Source organism: Prolinoborus fasciculus, assembly GCF_056724605.1.
Window position 1 is genome coordinate 59,634 of record NZ_JBWZQN010000002.1, and the last position, 18,230, is coordinate 77,863.

Annotated in this window: 17 protein-coding genes, 3 tRNA genes and 1 riboswitch; of the genes, 11 read left to right on the plus strand and 9 right to left on the minus strand. The window is 44.9% G+C overall.

The features are described from left to right. Window positions 1–86: 86 nt before the first annotated feature. Window positions 87–219, minus strand: a riboswitch (TPP riboswitch). Window positions 220–327: 108 nt separating this feature from the next. Further along, window positions 328–1,359: a hypothetical protein gene (locus AC1P5O_RS00740; RefSeq protein ID WP_004644924.1), complete on the minus strand. Its 1,032-nt coding sequence runs from the start codon at window positions 1,357–1,359 to the stop codon at window positions 328–330. A gap of 292 nt (window positions 1,360–1,651) precedes the next feature. Between AC1P5O_RS00740 and abuO the strand changes: the two genes are divergently transcribed. Together abuO and phoU are read left to right on the plus strand one after the other, a co-directional pair. Then, window positions 1,652–3,013 carry a multidrug efflux outer membrane protein AbuO gene (abuO, locus tag AC1P5O_RS00745; RefSeq protein WP_005265505.1) on the plus strand — a complete coding sequence of 454 codons (1,362 nt, stop codon included), beginning with the start codon at window positions 1,652–1,654 and terminating at the stop codon, window positions 3,011–3,013. A gap of 91 nt (window positions 3,014–3,104) precedes the next feature. Then, entirely contained in the window at window positions 3,105–3,824 is a 720-nt protein-coding gene (phoU, locus tag AC1P5O_RS00750; RefSeq protein ID WP_004281079.1) for a phosphate signaling complex protein PhoU, read from the plus strand. A gap of 62 nt (window positions 3,825–3,886) precedes the next feature. Here the strand turns inward: phoU and AC1P5O_RS00755 are convergent, their stop codons facing one another. Beyond that, complete coding sequence (locus tag AC1P5O_RS00755) at window positions 3,887–5,689, minus strand: ABC transporter ATP-binding protein (RefSeq protein WP_004281080.1); 1,803 nt, start codon at window positions 5,687–5,689, stop codon at window positions 3,887–3,889. A 151-nt stretch (window positions 5,690–5,840) separates the two neighbouring features. Here AC1P5O_RS00755 and AC1P5O_RS00760 point away from each other — a divergent pair, with 151 nt between their 5' ends. Continuing rightward, window positions 5,841–6,461, plus strand: coding sequence for an alpha-ketoglutarate-dependent dioxygenase AlkB family protein (locus AC1P5O_RS00760; protein ID WP_004281082.1), 621 nt, complete (start codon window positions 5,841–5,843; stop codon window positions 6,459–6,461). Between the two features lie 64 nt (window positions 6,462–6,525). Here AC1P5O_RS00760 and ruvX read toward each other — a convergent pair whose 3' ends face one another. The 3 genes from ruvX to recN form a co-directional block, all read right to left on the minus strand. After that, window positions 6,526–6,969: a Holliday junction resolvase RuvX gene (gene ruvX / locus AC1P5O_RS00765; RefSeq protein ID WP_004281083.1), complete on the minus strand. Its 444-nt coding sequence runs from the start codon at window positions 6,967–6,969 to the stop codon at window positions 6,526–6,528. Then, window positions 6,962–7,516, minus strand: coding sequence for a YqgE/AlgH family protein (locus tag AC1P5O_RS00770; protein ID WP_004281085.1), 555 nt, complete (start codon window positions 7,514–7,516; stop codon window positions 6,962–6,964). Before AC1P5O_RS00770 ends, ruvX begins: the two co-directional genes overlap by 8 nt. 114 nt (window positions 7,517–7,630) lie before the next feature. Beyond that, window positions 7,631–9,292, minus strand: coding sequence for a DNA repair protein RecN (recN, locus tag AC1P5O_RS00775; RefSeq protein WP_121979630.1), 1,662 nt, complete (start codon window positions 9,290–9,292; stop codon window positions 7,631–7,633). A gap of 442 nt (window positions 9,293–9,734) precedes the next feature. Here recN and ppnP point away from each other — a divergent pair, with 442 nt between their 5' ends. The 3 genes from ppnP (at window position 9,735) to AC1P5O_RS00790 (ending at window position 11,872) form a co-directional block, all read left to right on the plus strand. Next, a complete protein-coding gene (gene ppnP / locus AC1P5O_RS00780; protein ID WP_004281089.1) occupies window positions 9,735–10,058 on the plus strand; it encodes a pyrimidine/purine nucleoside phosphorylase in 324 nt (107 codons plus the stop codon). Window positions 10,059–10,192: 134 nt separating this feature from the next. Next, window positions 10,193–10,942: a 23S rRNA (guanosine(2251)-2'-O)-methyltransferase RlmB gene (gene rlmB, locus AC1P5O_RS00785; protein ID WP_004281091.1), complete on the plus strand. Its 750-nt coding sequence runs from the start codon at window positions 10,193–10,195 to the stop codon at window positions 10,940–10,942. Between the two features lie 3 nt (window positions 10,943–10,945). Continuing rightward, window positions 10,946–11,872, plus strand: coding sequence for a DMT family transporter (locus AC1P5O_RS00790; protein ID WP_016806884.1), 927 nt, complete (start codon window positions 10,946–10,948; stop codon window positions 11,870–11,872). 21 nt (window positions 11,873–11,893) lie between these two features. Here AC1P5O_RS00790 and coaE read toward each other — a convergent pair whose 3' ends face one another. From coaE to pilB, 4 genes are read right to left on the minus strand one after another with little or no spacing between them, the layout of a single operon-like run. Continuing rightward, window positions 11,894–12,493 carry a dephospho-CoA kinase gene (gene coaE, locus AC1P5O_RS00795; protein ID WP_004281093.1) on the minus strand — a complete coding sequence of 200 codons (600 nt, stop codon included), beginning with the start codon at window positions 12,491–12,493 and terminating at the stop codon, window positions 11,894–11,896. A gap of 1 nt (window position 12,494) precedes the next feature. Next, window positions 12,495–13,355 carry a prepilin peptidase gene (locus AC1P5O_RS00800; protein ID WP_004281094.1) on the minus strand — a complete coding sequence of 287 codons (861 nt, stop codon included), beginning with the start codon at window positions 13,353–13,355 and terminating at the stop codon, window positions 12,495–12,497. Next, window positions 13,355–14,584 (minus strand): type II secretion system F family protein, encoded by a 1,230-nt coding sequence (locus tag AC1P5O_RS00805; protein WP_004281096.1) that lies wholly within the window; start codon window positions 14,582–14,584, stop codon window positions 13,355–13,357. The genes AC1P5O_RS00800 and AC1P5O_RS00805 overlap by 1 nt, the downstream gene beginning before the upstream one ends. 31 nt (window positions 14,585–14,615) lie before the next feature. Then, window positions 14,616–16,325: a type IV-A pilus assembly ATPase PilB gene (pilB, locus tag AC1P5O_RS00810; RefSeq protein WP_005265509.1), complete on the minus strand. Its 1,710-nt coding sequence runs from the start codon at window positions 16,323–16,325 to the stop codon at window positions 14,616–14,618. A 277-nt stretch (window positions 16,326–16,602) separates the two neighbouring features. Between pilB and tpiA the strand changes: the two genes are divergently transcribed. The 5 genes from tpiA to AC1P5O_RS00835 all read left to right on the plus strand — a co-directional run bounded on the left by tpiA (window position 16,603) and on the right by AC1P5O_RS00835 (window position 18,163). After that, a complete protein-coding gene (gene tpiA / locus AC1P5O_RS00815; protein ID WP_004281100.1) occupies window positions 16,603–17,394 on the plus strand; it encodes a triose-phosphate isomerase in 792 nt (263 codons plus the stop codon). A 13-nt stretch (window positions 17,395–17,407) separates the two neighbouring features. After that, on the plus strand, window positions 17,408–17,737 hold the full coding sequence (gene secG / locus AC1P5O_RS00820) for a preprotein translocase subunit SecG (RefSeq protein WP_004281101.1): 330 nt from the start codon (window positions 17,408–17,410) through the stop codon (window positions 17,735–17,737). A gap of 53 nt (window positions 17,738–17,790) precedes the next feature. Further along, window positions 17,791–17,875 (plus strand) — tRNA-Leu (locus AC1P5O_RS00825). Between the two features lie 54 nt (window positions 17,876–17,929). Beyond that, window positions 17,930–18,006, plus strand: a tRNA-Met gene (locus tag AC1P5O_RS00830). 80 nt (window positions 18,007–18,086) lie between these two features. Then, window positions 18,087–18,163: transfer RNA gene (locus AC1P5O_RS00835), tRNA-Met, on the plus strand. Window positions 18,164–18,230: the final 67 nt, after the last annotated feature.

An 18,230-nucleotide genomic window follows, 5' to 3' on the forward strand; every position in this document is an offset into this window, starting at 1 on the left:
GCTATGATCCTTATGATGACATCAACGAATCAAGCACGACCAAAAACGTAGGCAGATTTATCCTGAACAGATAAAGCAAGGGCTGGGTTTTTAGCTGGCTTGATTCCTACGCAGGTATTAACCTGATCAGGTTCAACGGTACTCATGCTCAATTCCTGATAACGATAAAAGGAATCACATGATCTCAGCGAGGCATTACTCGCGCTCCGTCAAGCGAGGCTAAAGCTTAGCTCAGTTTAGGCAGAATAAACAGGTCTAAATCGCTCAACTTTAAACGAGGATTGATTTAGACATGGCGATATTGATTGAAGGTGAAACTGATCCCAACTAGATACAGATGGCATCGGTAAAGCAGTCTTTATCATATTTTTGTGAGGGCGGGCTGATCTGGGCATAGTACAGAATCTGTTCTGCTTCCGAGCGGTTTCTATAATCGGCAGGCAAGACTTGTTGGCGCTGTTCCGGAGTCATGTCCAGAAATTCCAGAAACAGGCGTGCCTGTGTGGACAGCGTTGATTTCTGGCCGTTTGATAGTCCAATAATAGTTTCCAGATGACTGGTATCCACAGCATAACGATCGCGATAATCTTCCGACACCGGGGATTGCTCGGTACCTCTAAACAGGAAATAGGTATATTGCTTCAGCAGATATTCAGCATCGCGTTTATAACTGCTATTCGGATAAGTCTTGAGATAGTCTTCCCAAAGCAGACTGCGGGCTGCAATATCAGTGGCTTCAATCTGCAGGCGTTTTTCCACCAGCACCGGTTCCATATTCTGTTCCGCCAGATTTTCAATAAAGGCTTTTTCAGCGGCCGGTAAATAAGGGGCAAAAATACGCGCCAGATATTCCGGACTGCGGCGATAATGTAAAGTGCCATCCCCCAGATCCAGCAGTTCTACATAAGCCTGCCCCTTGTGTTTTAACAGATACTGGTCACGTGAGGTGAGCTGTTGAAAATGCGCATGCTGAATGGTGGGATGCTGCGCCATTTCCAGTGCATACTGCTCAAAGGCGCGTTGCTGAAATTCGGTGCGATCCACCTTTAAAAAGCGCTGATACATTTCGGTAGAGCGCTGCATCAGTTGCTTCTGCTCCGCCAAGTCCATCAACGGCAGGCACACTTTAAGATCCTGATTAATCTGCTCCAGCGCAAACGTCGTGCGCTGGTCATTAATCTGGGACATATTTTTTTCAATATTCTGGCACATGAGGCTAAAGTCACTGACTGGACTTTGCGTTTGCTTCGCCTCAGTCTGTTCGACCTGGATCTGTGGATCTGAGGGCTGTTGGCAGCCCCCAAGAAGCAGCACGCTACCAGCAAGCACACAGGCTTTGAATATCGACGGGAATGGCATTAACACTATGCTTCAGGACTCTGTATATATAGGTGAATTCAGAAAATAACGGCCTTACTGGGAGATATTGTATAGATCAAACTAAAATACTATGTTTAGTATTGTGAATTGCTTTGTTACATTGCCGGTATGGGAGCCAGAAAATTGAATTAATGATGGATAAAAATTGATCTTTATATTAAAAAATTAATAAAAATCATACGTAAAAATTCAAGAGATCTCTTTAGTATGGCTTAGCTTAAAGCGCCAGAATTTTTTGATCTGAATGGCTGTTAGGGGTTAACACTATAAAATGAAATTAAAACGCAGTGTCATGGCCTGTTTATTGCTATTAATTAGTCCGGCGATTTTTGCCCTGGATTTACAAGAAGCGTATGCACGCGCCCAGCAAAATGATCCAAATTGGCAGGCGAATGTGTTGCAGTACCAATCTGATCAGCTCAATCTGGGGATTGCCAGCGGAAATTTGCTGCCGACCGTGACTTTATCTGGAAATGTGACCCGTAAAAACCAGTCCGTCAACAACTCAGAGTCTGAAGGTTTGCCTGCTGAATTTGGTGAGTTGCAAAGTTCCAGTACAACCAGCCGTCAGGTGGCCTTAACCGCACGCCAACCTTTATTTCGCTGGGATGCCTGGCAAGGTTATAAGCAGGTCAAGACCTCGGTCGAACTCAGTGAAGTCAATCTGCGTCTGCAAAAACAGCAGCATATTTTACAGGTGGCCGAAGCCTATTTTAATGTCTTGCGGCAGCAGTCTTTGACTACGGCTTATTTACAGGAAGAGCAGGCGCTGTCTGAACAGTTACGCATGATGAATGCTAAGCTGAAAGAAGGTTTGGTGGCGCGTAGTGAGGTCAGTGAAGCCAATGCCCAGTATCAAAGTGCCCAAGCCAACCGGATTTCGACTCAAGTTCAGCTGGTACTGGCCCAAGAACAGCTGGCACAGTTAATCGGCCCTTATCAGGAAAATCTGGCGGTATTACGCAACGATTTCCAGTTCCAGAAACCGGTTCCAAGTGATATGCAGTCCTGGACCGAATTAGCACAAAGCCAAAATCTGAATATTCTGCAAGCGCGTCTGCAAAAGCGCTATTCTGAAGATGCCAAACGGGTCGAACAGGCTGCGCTCTATCCGCAGGTCGAAGTGGTCGGAACCTATGGCTATTTAAAGCAAAGTCCGGCTACGATCATGTCCAGCAATGGAGATTTCGACCAGATTGGGGTGGAGGTGAACTGGAATGTATTTAGCGGTGGACGCACGCAAAAAAGTATCCGTCAGGCCGGCGTTAATGTGCAAAAAAGTGAAGCGCAACTGGATGCGGCTATCCGTAAAGCCAATACCGATGTGAAACAGTCCTTTATGCAGGTAGAAACCGATCAGGCCAAACTGAATGCACGTAAAGCCGCGATGGACTCTTCGGAAATTGTCTCACAAGCGTCCAGAGCCCAATATCAGGAAGGCTTAAAAACCATGGTCGATGTGTTGCTGGCACAGCGTAATGCCTTTTCTGCCAAGACCGATTATTTGAATGCCAAATATGATTATCTGTTGCATGCGCTGCAATTGCAGGCCTCGGTCGGGCAGTTAACCGAAAAGGAACTGGCAGAGCTGAATGCCTGGCTGATTGAATATGATTCGCCTCAGCCTCTATGAGGCTACTATTGTCATCAAACTTTCATCATGGATATGCTTTAATATGATTTATTATTGATCATTGTCCTCTATCGTTCAGGAGTAGCTTTCCTTGTGTCCAAATAATCCTGTATTAAGTCATCACATTTCTTCGCAATTTAATGAAGAACTGCAGGACGTAAATACCAAATTCATGACGATGGGCGGACTGGTAGAACAGCAGGTAGCTAATGCCATTCATGCCCTATTGGACACAGATGTCTCAATGGCAGTAGATGTGCAGTTTCAAGATAATGTCGTCAATCAGATGGAACGAGATATTGATGAAGCGCTGACCCTGATTCTGGCGCGCCGTCATCCTGCCGCGATTGATTTACGTATGGTGCTTGCCATGTCCAAGGCCAATACCGATCTGGAACGGATTGGCGATGAAGCCTCGAAAATAGGCCGAATTGCACAAAGCTTGTGTGAAGAGGGTAGCTCACCACGCGGTTATATGGAAACCCGGCATATTGGCAACCAGGTGCGGGTGATGATTCATGATGCACTGGATGCTTTTGCGCGTCTGGATGTAGATCAAGCTTTGAAGGTCATGTTGGCGGATGCGGATATTGACCGTGAATATCAGTCAGCCACACGTACGCTTATGACTTATATGATTGAAGACCCACGGCATATCAGTCGTGTCATCAATGTATTGTGGGTGCTGCGTTCACTCGAAAGAATTGGCGATCATGCCCGGAATATTTCGGAACAGGTGATCTATATGGTCAAAGGTTTTGATGTGCGTCATACCAGTGTTGAAGAAATTGAACAGAAAGTTCAGCGTTAAATCTTAAAAAATTAAAATAAAAAAACCTCCGTACCGGAGGTTTCTTTATTGAGATAGAGAAGCTAACTATGAGTTTCTTCCTCGGCATCATCTTCAAAAGTTTTGGCAATTTTTTCAATATTCAGGCTTTTGGCCATCGCATCAAAGATTTCCTTATACACGCCTTGCTGATGATAAAGCTGGTCGTGCTCGCCATGCTCAGCAATCGTTCCTTCTTTCATCACGTAAGTATAATCCGCATCAATAATCTGCGACAGGCTATGCGAAATGATGATCACGGTACGGCCTTGCTTGATCTGGTCCAGACTGTGTTTAATCTGTTCCGTGGCAATTGCATCTAGACTCGCCGTCGGTTCATCTAGAAAAATAATCGGTGGATTTTTCAGGAACATCCGTGCCAAGGCAATCCGTTGCTGCTGGCCGCCAGACAGCATCAAGGCATCGTTATCATAACCATCCGGTAACTGTAAAATCTGCTCATGAATCGAGGCTTTTTCTGCTGCCTCAATTACATCCTCCATTGAGGCAGTAGTTTTACCATAACGGATATTGTCAAAGATGGTGCCCTGAAAAATATGATTTTTTTGTAAGACCAGACCAATATGATCGCGTAGATATTGGGTGTCATAATCTTTCAGGTCAATGCCATCCAGTTTGATCTGACCTTGCTGTGGTTCATAAAATTTATCCAGCAAACTGATGAGGGTAGATTTTCCGGCACCCGATAAGCCCACCAAGGCGGTAATTTTATTGGGGCGAATTTCCATATCAATATCTTTCAGGGCATGGTGGCCGTTTGGATAATAAAAATTCACGCCACTCAGTTCAAATTTGCCTTGGACAATCGGTTTCTGCTGACCGCTTTGTTCAATTTCATCATCGGCCTCCAGAATTTTGAAAAAGCTTTCTGAATAGATCATGGCATCATTCACTTCATCATAAATCCGGTGCAGGGATCGAATTGGGGCAGAGACATTATTAAATAGCAGCACATGAAACATGATCATACCGATACTCATCTGGCCATCCAGCACAAAGTAGGAGGTTAAAATAATGATCAGTACAATCCCGATCTGTTCCAGAAAAGTTTTCAGGCCATCAAACAGGAAACTGGTCTGGCGGGTTTTCATCTGATTGTCGGTCAGTTCACGCTGTAAACCGAGCTGCTTTTCCGATTCAATCGATTCGCGGTTAAAAGACTTAATCACGGTAATCGAGTTGATGATACTGAGAATGCCCTGACTTTTTCTCTCCCGACCATCGCGAAGACTGCGGCGCCAGCCCCCGAGTTTTTGTGCCTGCTTATAGGTCAGCCAGAAATAGATAGGAACAATAGCAGTCGCGACCAGACCGACATACACATTGGCATAGTACATTAGCCCCAAAGCCACAATGGCACTGGTAAATAACGGTAAAATATCAATAAAGAAAATTTGCACCAGACGGGTCAGTGAGCCAATGCCACGGTCAATCCGGGTCTGTAATTTACCGGCCTGGTTATTTTCCTGATTAAAAAATTCCAGCCGATATTTTAAAAATTTTTCAATAATCCCTTGGGCCAGATCCTGAGAGACAAAAATCCGCAGTTTCTCTCCATAGAACTTCTGCCCGAACTGGACAAAGGCATTGATAATTTCTTTGCCGAGCAAAATCGCCGAAATCGTGATCAGAATATGCCAGCCTTGTTCCAGTCCTTGACCGGTTTCGAGTAGCGAATTGATGCTGTCGACCGCATATTGCAAGGTAATGGCATTGACCTGTGCGGTGAATGAGCCAATCAGGGTCAGAATCAGCGTGGCAATCACCAGCAACCGGTAAGGCTGAACAAAGGGACGAAGTTTCTGAAACAGCTGCCATAAGTTCATAAAAGGATTATTTTTATTGTGAAAGTTGAATTCAGTCTAGGCAGGAATTAGGCTAGCCACAAGCATAAATGTTGTAGTCATTTGTGAAGAGCAGTTGTAATCCTTTAGGTCGAATGTCAGTATTTTCATGTGGATACTGGATTGAATTGATATGACTCTCGATTTATTTGCACCCCAGCCGCAAGCCAATGTATTACCTTTTGATGGGGTAGTGGAGGATTATGGCCTGATTTTGGATCAGGAACAAAGCCAGCAGTATCTACAGCATTTTCTCAGTCAGCTGGCCTGGCAACATGATGAAGTGCATTTATTTGGCAAGCACCATGTCACAGGTCGCCAGGTGGTCTGGTATGGCGATGAACATTATCAGTATCGTTATTCTGGTACGCTCAAACAAGCTCAGGTATGGACACCCGGATTATTCCGTTTAAAGCAGCATATTGAAATTCTGGTCGGTCATCCCTTTAATTCCTGTCTGGCCAATTTGTATGAAGATGGTTCCCAAGGCTTGGGCTGGCATAGTGATGATGAGCCGGCGTTATATACAGGTACCTCTCGGGAAAATGTCATCGCTTCTCTAAGTCTGGGAGCTACCCGTAAAATGAGCTTTAAGCATAAAATTCACAGCGATAAAGTCGATGTGCTGTTACACAGTGGACAACTGATTGTGATGCGTGGCGCGACGCAGCAGCACTGGAAGCACAGTATCAGCAAAACCAGCAAAGTTTTAACACCGAGAATTAATCTGACTTTTCGTTATTTTTATCCTTAAGAAGCATTTTGGAGTGTAAAAAAGCACCCTAAAGGATGCTGATTTAAAAAAATTTAAAAACAGATTAAGGCGTGATTCCGGCAGGATGGCGATACCAGCTTTCAATCAACAAGGCAGCCGCAATACTGTCCGCAGAGAGTTTCTTGCCTCGACCTTGAGCTTGGTAATGATCCAGTTCATCGCGTGCTTCACGGGTGGTCAAACGTTCATCCACCATCCAGGTTTCAATATTGGTCTGATGACGTAAACGGCGGGCAAATTTTCGCGCCCGTGTCGACAGCTCCGATTCACTATCATCCATATTCAATGGTAAGCCGACCAGAAATAAATTGGGTTGATGGCTTTTCACGATTTTGAGTAGTTCATCCCAGTTGGGAATACCATCTTTCATGGGAAATAAGGGTAGGGGATTGGCACTAGCAATCAGGGATTGTCCGACCGACATTCCCATTTTTTGTGTACCAAAATCAAACGCCATAATGGTTTGTGGCGCGTTTACATCAGGCATGTCCAATCTCGGAAGATAACCAGTTGCGGTCTACCCCCATTTTTTTATAGGCAGCGTCCCAACGGTCGTTATAAGGTAAATTAAAAATCAGATCCATATCGGAATCACAAATCAGCCAGTCACCACGAGCAATTTCCTGTTCCAGCTGGTGTTTGCCCCAGCTGGCATAGCCAAGTGCAATCTGATAGCGACCAACGCCTTCATTATGCGCAATGGCATCCAGAATATCTTTCGATGTGGTAATACAGACATTCTCGCCTACGGCAATAGACGAATGCCAGGTCGGCTGACCGGTATGCAGGACAAAGCCGGCCTCAGGGCGTAATGGACCACCTTGCAATACTTCATGCGGATTGACATTGTCTGCTTCAATATCAAGATCATTCAGCAATTCTTTAATTTGAATGCCGGCAGGTCGATTGATAATGATGCCTTGCGCACCATCTTCATCATGCCGTGCGAGATAAATGACCGTCTGGGCAAAAAAATCATCATTCGCATGCGGCGGTGCAATCAGACAACGATGTGTCAGAAACTGTTTGGTCACCTGAGCAGTTCTCCTTAAAATTAATTTCTTCGCAGAGAAATCCTATGATCCTAATAGCTACGTTACTAGAGCTTCTTGGATTCACCAAATTTTATTTGTCCAGATTGTAAATATTTAAGCCTGCTGAAATTTCAGCTGACGTAACTGACGGGCATGTTGCAAGGTGGTTTCACTAATCTCTACACCACCTGTCATTCTTGCAAGCTCCTGAATTATTTCATTTTCTTCAAGATTGATAATCGTGCTGCTGGCAGGATCAGTCTGCTGTTTTTTCACCAGTAGGTGCTGATCAGATTGTGCTGCAACCTGCGCCTGATGGGTAATACACAGAATCTGTACATGTTGGGCCAGATCGGCCAGTAAACGCCCGACAATCTCTGCGGTACCACCACTGATCCCGACATCAATTTCATCAAAGACCAGCACTTCCGCTTCGGTTTTTTCCGCATTCATGACTTGCATCACCAACGCAATACGCGAAAGCTCACCACCTGATGCAACCCGGGCCAAAGGCTGTGCCGGAATGCCTTTATTGGCAGTAAAAAGTAGCTGGATAAAGCTCAGGCCTTCGCTAGATGGATGTTCCAGAGGCTCAAACTTAAACTCAAAATGTGCTTCAGGCAGTGCCAGCTGTTTGACCTGCTCAGTGAGCTGCTTGGCCAAAGGTGCTGCGGCTTCACGGCGAATCTGATCCAGATGTTGGGCTTTATCCATAAATTCCTGATAAGACACTGCTACCTGTTCAGCCAGTGTTTCCGGATCTTCCAGTTGATGTAACTGTTCCAGTTCACTTTGCCAGGCTTCATATTCTTCTTTCAGTAATTCTGGCTGGGTACGATATTTACGTGCCAGACGATGGAAGATTTCTAAAGTTGAATTCAGTACTTCCATGCGTTCAGGATCAAAACTCTGCCGATCCATAAACTGGCGTAAATTCGCTGCTGCATCTTCAAGTTCGCTTTGAGCATTCAGTAGGGAAGTATAAATCCCGGAAAGCTGTTCACTGCGTCCGGCATGCGACTCAACCCGACGCATAATTGATGCCAGTTCCTGAGTGATATTCTGTTCAGCTTCATCCAGCACATTCAGGCTATAGACACAGTCCTGCATAATGGCTTCATGATGCGAGAGCCGATCAAATTCCTGTTCAATTTCAGGATAATCCGTCTGAACAATTTCTTCCAGTTCTTCGAGTTGCAGCTCAAGGGTTTCCAGACGCTGCTTGCGTGTCGCTTGTGCATCCAAAGCTGCCTGATGCTGGCGAATATTTTTTTGCCAAGTGCTATACGCATCACGTACTGCTTGAGCCGGCGCATAAAAATGATAATAACGATCCAGCCAGTGCTTCGGATAAGGCGGTTCCAGAAGTTGCTGCTGACTATGCTGGCTATAGAGTTGTACCAGTAAACGCCCAATTTCTTTCAGTTCAGACAGGCTGCTCGGACGTCCATTGATCCAGGCCTTGCTGCGGCCGGTAGCAAAAATCACCCGGCGTAAATGAATTTCACCTGATTCGTCATCCAGCTCATGTTCTTTTAACCATGCGGCTTCAGGACTGTGTTCCTGATAGCTGAAACTGGCAGTGACATCGGCTTTTTCTGAGCCATAACGTACATAATTGGTATCGGTTCGCTCACCCAAACAGGCAGACAATGCATCCAGTAAGAGGGATTTACCTGCACCGGTTTCACCGGTTAAAACGTTAAAACCTTTATCAATATCAATAGCAAGATGTTCAGCTAAAGCAAAATTGATCAGAGTTAAATGTGTCAGCATAAACGCATCCGGGCTGCGAAAAGTTTGATTGAAATAGCCTGATGTCGGATTGGGGTCGCAACATGGCTGTGATTATTATAAATCAGGACGAATCAATTTCATTCTATCTTAAATTTTAGCGATTTATATATGCTTATTTCACTGTATTTTCGCAAGAAGCTGACTCAGAAGTCCGTTAATGCACTGCTGATTTTCATATTTTTGACATCCCCAATCTTTAAATTAAAGATTCAATTGAGCCTGTTTTTAAAAGAGCGCGTGCAGATCGAAACTTAAGTTTATCTATCAGCAAAATACAGGCCAAAACATGCTGTAAATAGAAGGGGTTCAGGTGATACAGAATATTTGATCGACGCCGACAAACTTCGATTGATTAGTTGAGGGTGCACATTTAAACTACAGCAATCAAAATATTACAAAATGCTTTATCTGGAGAAATCGCATGTCAGCTCAGTTTGATCATGTATCTGTACTTAAAAAATCTAATGTATATTTCGGCGGGTTGTGTATTAGCCACATTGTACAATTTGAAGACGGGACCAAAAAAACTTTGGGTGTCATTCTGCCATCAGAAAATGCCTTGACCTTTGAAACACATGTTCCTGAGCGTATGGAAATTGTTTCAGGTGAATGCCGTGTTCAGATTGGCGATAGCGAAGAAAGTGAGCTGTTCCGTGCGGGGCAGTCTTTCTATGTGCCGGGCAATAGCCGTTTTAAAATCGAAACCGATGATGTGCTGGACTATGTCTGCCATTTTGAAGGTTAAGTCCAGATTCAAGATCAGTGTAAACCGGGCAAGAAATTTCAGTGCGAATCGGTTAAACTAATCAGCTATAGAAATCCTGTGAAGTCAGCTTTACGGGATTTTTCTTTTGTATATAACTAATCTAGAGGTCGTTCATGGCAAAACCTGAATATTTTTATGGCGTACATTCAGTGGAGTCATTGTTAGAGCTTGAGCCTGAACGTGTCTTGACATTATTCACTCTCAAAGGACGCGATGATCAGCGTTTAAAGCGTGTACTGGAACTGGCTGAACCGTTTGGGATCAGTGTGCAGCAAGCCAGCCGTGACAAACTGGAGAAACTGGCCGGGCAACCGTTTCATCAGGGGGTCGTAGCCGCAGTTCGTGCTCATCCAACCCTGAATGAAAAAGATCTTGAATCCTTGTTGAGTGCGAATCCTCAAGCGTTGTTATTGGCCCTCGATCATATTACCGATCCGCATAATCTCGGTGCCTGTATCCGTACAGCCGCTGCAATGGGCGTTGAGGCAGTGATTGCGCCACGTGATCGTTCTGCAACGTTAACCCCGACTGCACGTAAAGTGGCTGCAGGTGGTGCGGACAAAGTCAAATTCATTCAGGTCACCAATCTGGCGCGTACTTTGGGTCAAATCAAAGAAGATTTTAATGTTCGTGTTGTCGGAACTATGCTGGATGAAAAAGCGCTGCCGATTCAAAATTTTGATTTTACCGGTACTGGCGTCTGTATCGTGATGGGTGCGGAAGATACTGGCCTACGTCCAATTACGCAAAGCCAATGTGATCAGACCGTGTATATTCCGATGGCAGGTAATCTGCAAAGTCTGAATGTCAGTGTGGCTACAGGCATGGCGCTGTATGAAGCCTGCCGTCAACGTAACCTTTAATTGATGATGGCATTGTCAGACCGTACCCAAGGCTATGTTTTTTTAGTTGTTACCATGTGCATCTGGGGCGGTTTTACTTTAACAGCCCGCCTGAATGCGCTGTGGCAGATCAGTGCTTGGGATATTGTGGCCTTGCGTTTTTCTTTGGCCTTCCTGATTCTGATGCCGATCTTGCTTTATCGTAAAGAGGCCGCTTTTTTACTGAAAAAAGAGCCTTTTATTTTAGCTATGATTGGCGGGGTGATTTATTGCCTGTTTGCCTATAGTGCTTTTCACTACGCACCTACCGCCCATGCTGCAATTTTCTTGAATGGCTGTATTCCGATCTGTACCGCGATCATGGCTTTTTTTCTGATGGGGCAGGCTTTTGATAAACATACCTGGGCCAGCCTGATCATTATGATCGTCGTACTATGTCTCATGAGTATGCTGATGTATCGGGAAACTGGTGTAGCCTTTGGGGCAGGGGACGGGCTGTTTTTTATCAGTGCCATACTTTGGGCGATTTTTACTGTTTTATTGCGTAAATATCAGCTAACTGCATGGCAGGCAATGTGTGGTGTCGCGATCTGGTCGGCAGTGATATATGTGCCGATTTATCTGCTATTTTTACCGAAAAATTTGAGTGTGCCTGAACCCAAGCATTTACTGTTTCAGACCATTTTTCACGGCATATTTGTGGTGATTATTGCTACTTTAAGCTATGTAGAAGCCATCAAGCGTCTTGGTGCATTTAAGGCAGGCAGTATTACCAATCTTGCACCTTTTATTGCGGCAATTCTGGCTGTACCTTTATTAAATGAAACTTTAAGTCTGGCCATGGTGTGTGGCCTGATGGGTATGGCCGTCGGGGCCTTACAGCCGTGGCGCTGGTTACAGCATCAGGACAGTCTGAGCCGAAAATTAGCAGAACAAAAAAAGCAGTCTTAATCAGACTGCTTTTTTTATGCTTCAGCTGGCTGCCATGTTTAAATATTTTTGATGTAATGGTCTGAGATGAGCATAGAGATGATCCAGATGACCATCATTTAGGACAATATCATCGGCCATGGTCTGCTTTTGTTCGCGGGACATTTGGGCGGCAATGATATTGCGAATTTGTTCGATATTCTGGCCATCACGTTGTGAGGCCCGCTCAATTTGCAGTTCGATGGTGGCATCAATCAGTAAGGTATGCTGAGTGAGTTCGTGCTGATTGGTTTCAAATAAAAGTGGTGAAACCAGAATGGCATAGGGACTTTGCGCAGCATGTAGTTGCTGGATAATGGAAGTGCGAATTGCCGGATGGGTAATACTTTCCAGGGTCTTGCGTGCTTCAGGAGACTGGAAGATATATTCACGCAAGGCACGACGATTCAGTGAGCCATCGGCAAGCAGTACCCAATCGCCAAAAGCCTGCTGGATCTGGGTAAGTGCAGGCTGCCCAATTTCGACCACTTCACGCGCTACCACATCGGCATCGACTACCGTGATCCCTTGTGCTTCAAACCACTGACTGGCAGCAGACTTGCCACTGCCAATCCCGCCGGTTAATCCGAGTATAAATTTCACTTTATTGACCTAAATACACTTTCATAATCTGCTCGCCCCACAAAAAAGCAATCCAGCCGGCAATCGCGATATAGGGACCAAAGGCAAAAGGCTGATTTTCCTTGCGGACTTTCAGTAGGATAATCCCGATAATCGCACCAACCAGAGAAGACAGCAGCACAATTAAAGGCAGTAATAAAGGCCCCATCCAGGCACCCAGGGCGGCAAGCAATTTAAAATCGCCATAGCCCATACCTTCCTTGCCGGTAACGATTTTAAATGCATAATACACCACCCACAGACACAGGAAACCAATAATATAGCCCCAGATGGCAGCACCGGGTAAGGTATAAAGTGCATAACTATTTACCCCCAAACCTAGCGCGGCCAAGGGTAAAGTATAACGGTCAGGCAATAACTGGGTGTCAAAATCAATAAAAGTGAGTGCGATCAGCACATAAGTCAGGATCAGGCCAAACAGCATTTGTAGGGTAGGGCCAAATACTGCTACGACAAGGAGTGCACAAACTGCCGTCAGAATTTCAACCAAAGGATAACGGATGCTGATCGGATTCTGGCAGTTGCTACATTTTCCGCGCAGGACCAGCCAGCTAATGACGGGAATATTCTGGTACCAGCGGATTGGCTGATGACACTTGGGGCAAGCTGAAGCGGGTTTGCTTAAACTTAACTTAGTTTCATCAATCACCGGCTGTTCCGGATGCAGGAACATCTGGCAATCAGTACGCCATTCCTGTTCCATCATCTTGGGAGTGCGGTAAATCACGACATTCAGAAAGCTGCCGATACATAAACTAAAAAGCCCAACTGCGATATACAACGCCGTTGGGTTTTGAATAAAATATTGAAGAAAATCGTGCATTAAACCACAGAACCCATTTGGAAAATTGGAAGGTACATGGCAATCACCAGACCACCGACAAGCACACCGAGAACAGCCATAATGAGCGGTTCCATCATCGAGGTTAAGCCGTCAACTGCATTGTCGACTTCATTTTCATAATGTGTGGCTACTTTGTCTAGCATGGCATCTAGTGCACCAGATTCTTCACCAATCGCGACCATTTGTACTGCCATGGATGGGAATTTGTTGGTCACGCGCATGGCAAACTGTAGTTGTTGACCTGTGGCGACATCTTCACGGATTTTCATCACGGCATCTTCATACACGACGTTATTGGTAGCGCCGGCAGTGGATTCCAGTGCATCAATCAAGGGAACACCAGCTGCGAAAGTCGTGGCCAAAGTGCGGCTATAACGTGCAATAATCGCTTTATACACCAGGTCACCAAAAATCGGGGCTTTGAGTGCGGCCTTATCCAGAAAATCGCGGAATTTCTTGCTGCGTTTTTTCGCTTCAAGAAAAGCGGTAATCACGGCCCCAATGGCGATAATCAGCAGGAACCAATACTTTTGCATCCATTCCGACATATTGACCACCATTTTGGTAAAAGCCGGTAAGTCCGCACCAAATGAAGAGAATAAATCCTGGAAAACCGGGACCACTTTGACCATCAGAATGATGGTAACAATTAGGGCGACTACAACCACCGCAGCAGGATATTTCATGGCTTTTTTGATTTTTTGCTTGAGTAGTTCGCTTTTTTCTTTGTAAATCGCAACGCGATCTAGCATGGTTTCTAAAGCACCAGATTGTTCACCAGATTCGACCAGTGAACAGAATAGGTTGTCGAAATATTGTGGATATTTGCGCAGTGCTCCGGCAAAAGTATTACCGCCTTCAACCTCACCTTTAATTCCTAGTACAACTTCACGCATCGCCGGATTTTCCAGACCTTCTGCGACAATTTCAAAGCCTTGTACCAGTGGTACCCCGGCTTTCATCATGGTCGCCAACTGTCGGGTAAAAATTGTAATATCCAGTGTTGAGACTTTTTTCTTCATCAAGCCTTCAAGGATATTTTTTTTCTTTTCCCGAATGGTCTTGATGCTGATGCCTTGTTTCCGAAGGGTGACCTTGGCCAGAGCCATATTTTTTGCTGGCAATTCCCCCTTGATCTTTGCCCCTTTACGATCAATTCCTTCATAGCTGAAGATCGGCATCATCTGGCCTTTCTTTACTGCTGCCATACCTTTATCCTTATTTTAGATCAGCGCCCGATCATTCGCTGGTGACACGATTGACTTCCTGTAAAGAAGTCACCCCCTGCATCACCTTGATTAAACCTGACCGGCGTAAATTGTTAAAACCTGCACGTGCGGAAGCATCTGCAATTTCAAGTGCATTGCCGTCCTCCATAATAATTCTGGAAATTTCGGGTGTTACTTTCATAACTTCATAAATACCTACACGACCCTTATAGCCTTCACGACATTCATTGCAGCCCACCGGTTCATAAATTTGGAACTCAGGTTGCTGCAAGTCGGTTTCGGTAAAGCCCATCTCCAGTAAGCTTTGTTGCGGAATATCTGCAGGTTTCTTGCATTGTGAACACAAACGACGCGCCAACCGTTGTGCAATGACCAGGTTTACTGAAGTGGCAATATTGAAAGAGGGCACCCCCATGTTTCGTAAACGGGTCAAGGTCTCAGGCGCACTATTGGTATGCAAGGTCGACATCACCATATGACCGGTCTGCGCCGCTTTAATCGCAATCTCGGCAGTTTCCAGATCCCGGATCTCACCGACCATTACGATGTCCGGGTCTTGACGTAAGAAGGACTTCAGTGCGGCAGAGAAGGTAAGACCAACTTTATTGTTGACGTTGACTTGATTAATGCCTTGTAAGTTAATCTCGACCGGATCTTCCGCTGTCGAAATATTGGTATCTTCACGATTGAGGATATTCAGACCGGTATACAGTGAAACGGTTTTACCGGAACCTGTTGGACCAGTGATCAGGAGCATGCCTTGCGGTTTGTCCAGCGCTTGCATAAAAAGGTCTTTTTGTTCCGGTTCATAACCTAGTGCATCAGTTCCCAACATCGCGCTGGAGGGATCCAGAATTCGCAGTACCAGCTTCTCACCAAACAGGGTAGGGAGAGAGTTGACACGGAAATCAATGGCTTTATTTTTAGAAAGTTTTAATTTAATACGACCATCTTGCGGTACCCGTTTTTCAGAAATGTCCATTTGCGACATGACTTTAAGACGCGAAGACAAGCGATTTGCCAGCTGTAGTGGTGGTGTTGCAATCTGGCGTAATACCCCATCTACCCGGTAACGTACCCGATAGATTTTTTCATAAGGTTCAAAATGTAAGTCTGAAGCCCCCATACGGATCGCATCAATTAGTAATTTATTAATATATTTGACAATCGGTGCTTCTTCACCCTTGTTACTGTCATCCTCTTCTTTATTCGGATCAGCAGATTCGACATCAACATCCAGATCAAAGTCTTCATCGAATTCAAAGGTACTTTCTTCGGTAAAATTCTGCTCGATCAGTTTTTCAAGTTTATTGTGTTCAACAATAATGGTTTCAATATTGAGTTTGGTGGAAAAGCGGACTGCATCAATCGCTTCGATATTGGTCGGGTTACTGGTCGCAACATATAAAATACTGGAATTTCTAAAAATCGGCAGAATGCGATGCTTGGTAATCAGCTTTTCATCAATCGCATCCCGAAGAATTTGAGCAGGATCATAGGCACTGATATCAAACAGCGGTTCGCCAAATTCGACTGAAATCGTTTCAGCAATGACGGTTGGAGAAAGTTGCTGCTGGTTAATTAACTCAGCCACAATATCGATTTTTTCTTGTTTGGCATGCGCTAATGCACTGCGCATATCTTCAGCCGAGATGACGCCTTCCTCGACCAAACGACGAATAAATCCGGTAAATCTTGGCGACCCCTGTAATGCTGTCATGCTATAAATGCCTACTCATCAAATTCTTTTAATTGCTATACTAAAATTATACGTTTGTTACGTAAAAATACCATAGCCAAGAGTGCTGCTAGCTTCCTCATCTCCAGTAAAAGCATGAACTGGTTGGAAGAAGTCCCCATTTTTTTAAGTGATAACAAAAAATAACCATTTTGGATAGTCTAAACTGAGAAGGAGTGATAAGAAAACTATTCTTTTAATTTTCCAATTCCGTGTAGAATGTGCCCAATTCAAAATATGTAAATGAAATAGGTTAATTATGTCGGTTTCGACGATTACCCCTTGGGTGATAGGTAACTGGAAAATGAATCCGGTGCAGGCAGATGCATTGAGCTTGGTGCGTGGTATTAAGAATTTGCTGGAAACTGCGCCAATTGCCGAAGATCAATGTCATTTAGGTGTGGCACCGATTGCCATTGCCTTAAGCCAGATTCAGGCAGAGCTGTCATCTGCGGTTCGTCCGATTTATACCGTAGCACAAGATGTTTCACGTATTTCTGGAACAGGTCCCTACACTGGTGAAGTCAGTGCTGAATTGTTGGCCGATAGTCAAATTCACTATGTACTAGTGGGTCATTCTGAACGCCGTGAAATATTTGCGGAAAATGCTGATATTTTAAATGCGAAAATCAAGAATGCCTTAAGTGCCGGTTTGACCGTGATTTATTGCGTTGGTGAAAGCCTGGAACAACGTGAAGCAGGGCAGGCAGAAGCTGTAGTGCTACAACAGATTTGTGATATTGCTGCTGTGGTTGAAGCTGAGCAATGGAAAAATATCGTGATTGCCTATGAACCGATCTGGGCAATTGGAACTGGTAAAACTGCTTCTCCTGAAGATGCACAGGCCATGCATGCACAAATCCGTCAAGGTTTAAGCCAGATCACTGGTTATGGCGCGACGATGGCGATTTTATATGGTGGTAGTGTCAAGCCGGAAAATGCAGTAGAGTTAGCAGCCTGCCCAGATATCAACGGGGCATTGGTCGGTGGTGCATCACTCAATGCTGAGTCGTTCCATAAAATTGCTCATGCATTTGCAAATACACAATAATTAGGAGTTCAGCATGCAAACTTTTGTGCTGGTAGTACATATTATCTTAGCTGTTTTGATGATTGTCTTGATTTTGGTTCAGCATGGTAAAGGTGCAGATGCTGGTGCCTCTTTCGGTGGCGGTGGTGCAGCGACAGTATTCGGAGCATCGGGTTCGGGTAATTTCATGACCCGTTTGACTGCAATTTTTACTGCACTGTTTTTCGTAACCAGTCTGACTTTGGCGATTTTAGCCAAGCAACAAACCTCGAATGCCTATAGTTTGGGATCGGTTCAGTCTGCGCCGACCACACCTGTACAATCGAATGAAACTTCACCAACTGCACCAGAAACGACCGAATAGTTTTAATTAATCCTTTCTTTTTTTCAGTGATACGACTAGAATGCGTCACAGCTGCGGTGGTGGTGGAATTGGTAGACACGCTACCTTGAGGTGGTGGTGCTTTCGGGCGTGGGGGTTCAAGTCCCCCCTTCCGCACCAACTTATAATCCAGAAATTTAAGTTGGTGTATGCAGCTGAAAAAACTTCTGTTGATGCGGGATGGAGCAGTCTGGTAGCTCGTCGGGCTCATAACCCGAAGGTCGTTGGTTCAAATCCAGCTCCCGCTACCAATCAATCCTTTTTAAAGGCGCAAACTTTCAAGAGGCAGCTTAAACAGGTTTTAAGTTGAGAAAATTAATTTGCATGTTGTTGCGGGATGGAGCAGTCTGGTAGCTCGTCGGGCTCATAACCCGAAGGTCGTTGGTTCAAATCCAGCTCCCGCTACCAATCTTTTAAAGATGCAAACTTTAAAAGCAGTTTAAGTTTTTTAAACTGAATGTTATTTGTACGCTGA

What these genes read in the sequence shown, in the direction of transcription:
- AC1P5O_RS00740 (WP_004644924.1), bottom strand. Translation starts at nt 1,359, where the DNA reads ATGCCATTCCCGTCGATATTCAAAGCCTGTGTGCTTGCTGGTAGCGTG.
- abuO (WP_005265505.1), top strand. Translation starts at nt 1,652, where the DNA reads ATGAAATTAAAACGCAGTGTCATGGCCTGTTTATTGCTATTAATTAGT.
- AC1P5O_RS00755 (WP_004281080.1), bottom strand. Translation starts at nt 5,689, where the DNA reads ATGAACTTATGGCAGCTGTTTCAGAAACTTCGTCCCTTTGTTCAGCCT.
- AC1P5O_RS00760 (WP_004281082.1), top strand. Translation starts at nt 5,841, where the DNA reads ATGACTCTCGATTTATTTGCACCCCAGCCGCAAGCCAATGTATTACCT.
- ruvX (WP_004281083.1), bottom strand. Translation starts at nt 6,969, where the DNA reads ATGCCTGATGTAAACGCGCCACAAACCATTATGGCGTTTGATTTTGGT.
- recN (WP_121979630.1), bottom strand. Translation starts at nt 9,292, where the DNA reads ATGCTGACACATTTAACTCTGATCAATTTTGCTTTAGCTGAACATCTT.
- ppnP (WP_004281089.1), top strand. Translation starts at nt 9,735, where the DNA reads ATGTCAGCTCAGTTTGATCATGTATCTGTACTTAAAAAATCTAATGTA.
- rlmB (WP_004281091.1), top strand. Translation starts at nt 10,193, where the DNA reads ATGGCAAAACCTGAATATTTTTATGGCGTACATTCAGTGGAGTCATTG.
- AC1P5O_RS00790 (WP_016806884.1), top strand. Translation starts at nt 10,946, where the DNA reads ATGATGGCATTGTCAGACCGTACCCAAGGCTATGTTTTTTTAGTTGTT.
- AC1P5O_RS00800 (WP_004281094.1), bottom strand. Translation starts at nt 13,355, where the DNA reads ATGCACGATTTTCTTCAATATTTTATTCAAAACCCAACGGCGTTGTAT.
- AC1P5O_RS00805 (WP_004281096.1), bottom strand. Translation starts at nt 14,584, where the DNA reads ATGGCAGCAGTAAAGAAAGGCCAGATGATGCCGATCTTCAGCTATGAA.
- pilB (WP_005265509.1), bottom strand. Translation starts at nt 16,325, where the DNA reads ATGACAGCATTACAGGGGTCGCCAAGATTTACCGGATTTATTCGTCGT.
- tpiA (WP_004281100.1), top strand. Translation starts at nt 16,603, where the DNA reads ATGTCGGTTTCGACGATTACCCCTTGGGTGATAGGTAACTGGAAAATG.
- secG (WP_004281101.1), top strand. Translation starts at nt 17,408, where the DNA reads ATGCAAACTTTTGTGCTGGTAGTACATATTATCTTAGCTGTTTTGATG.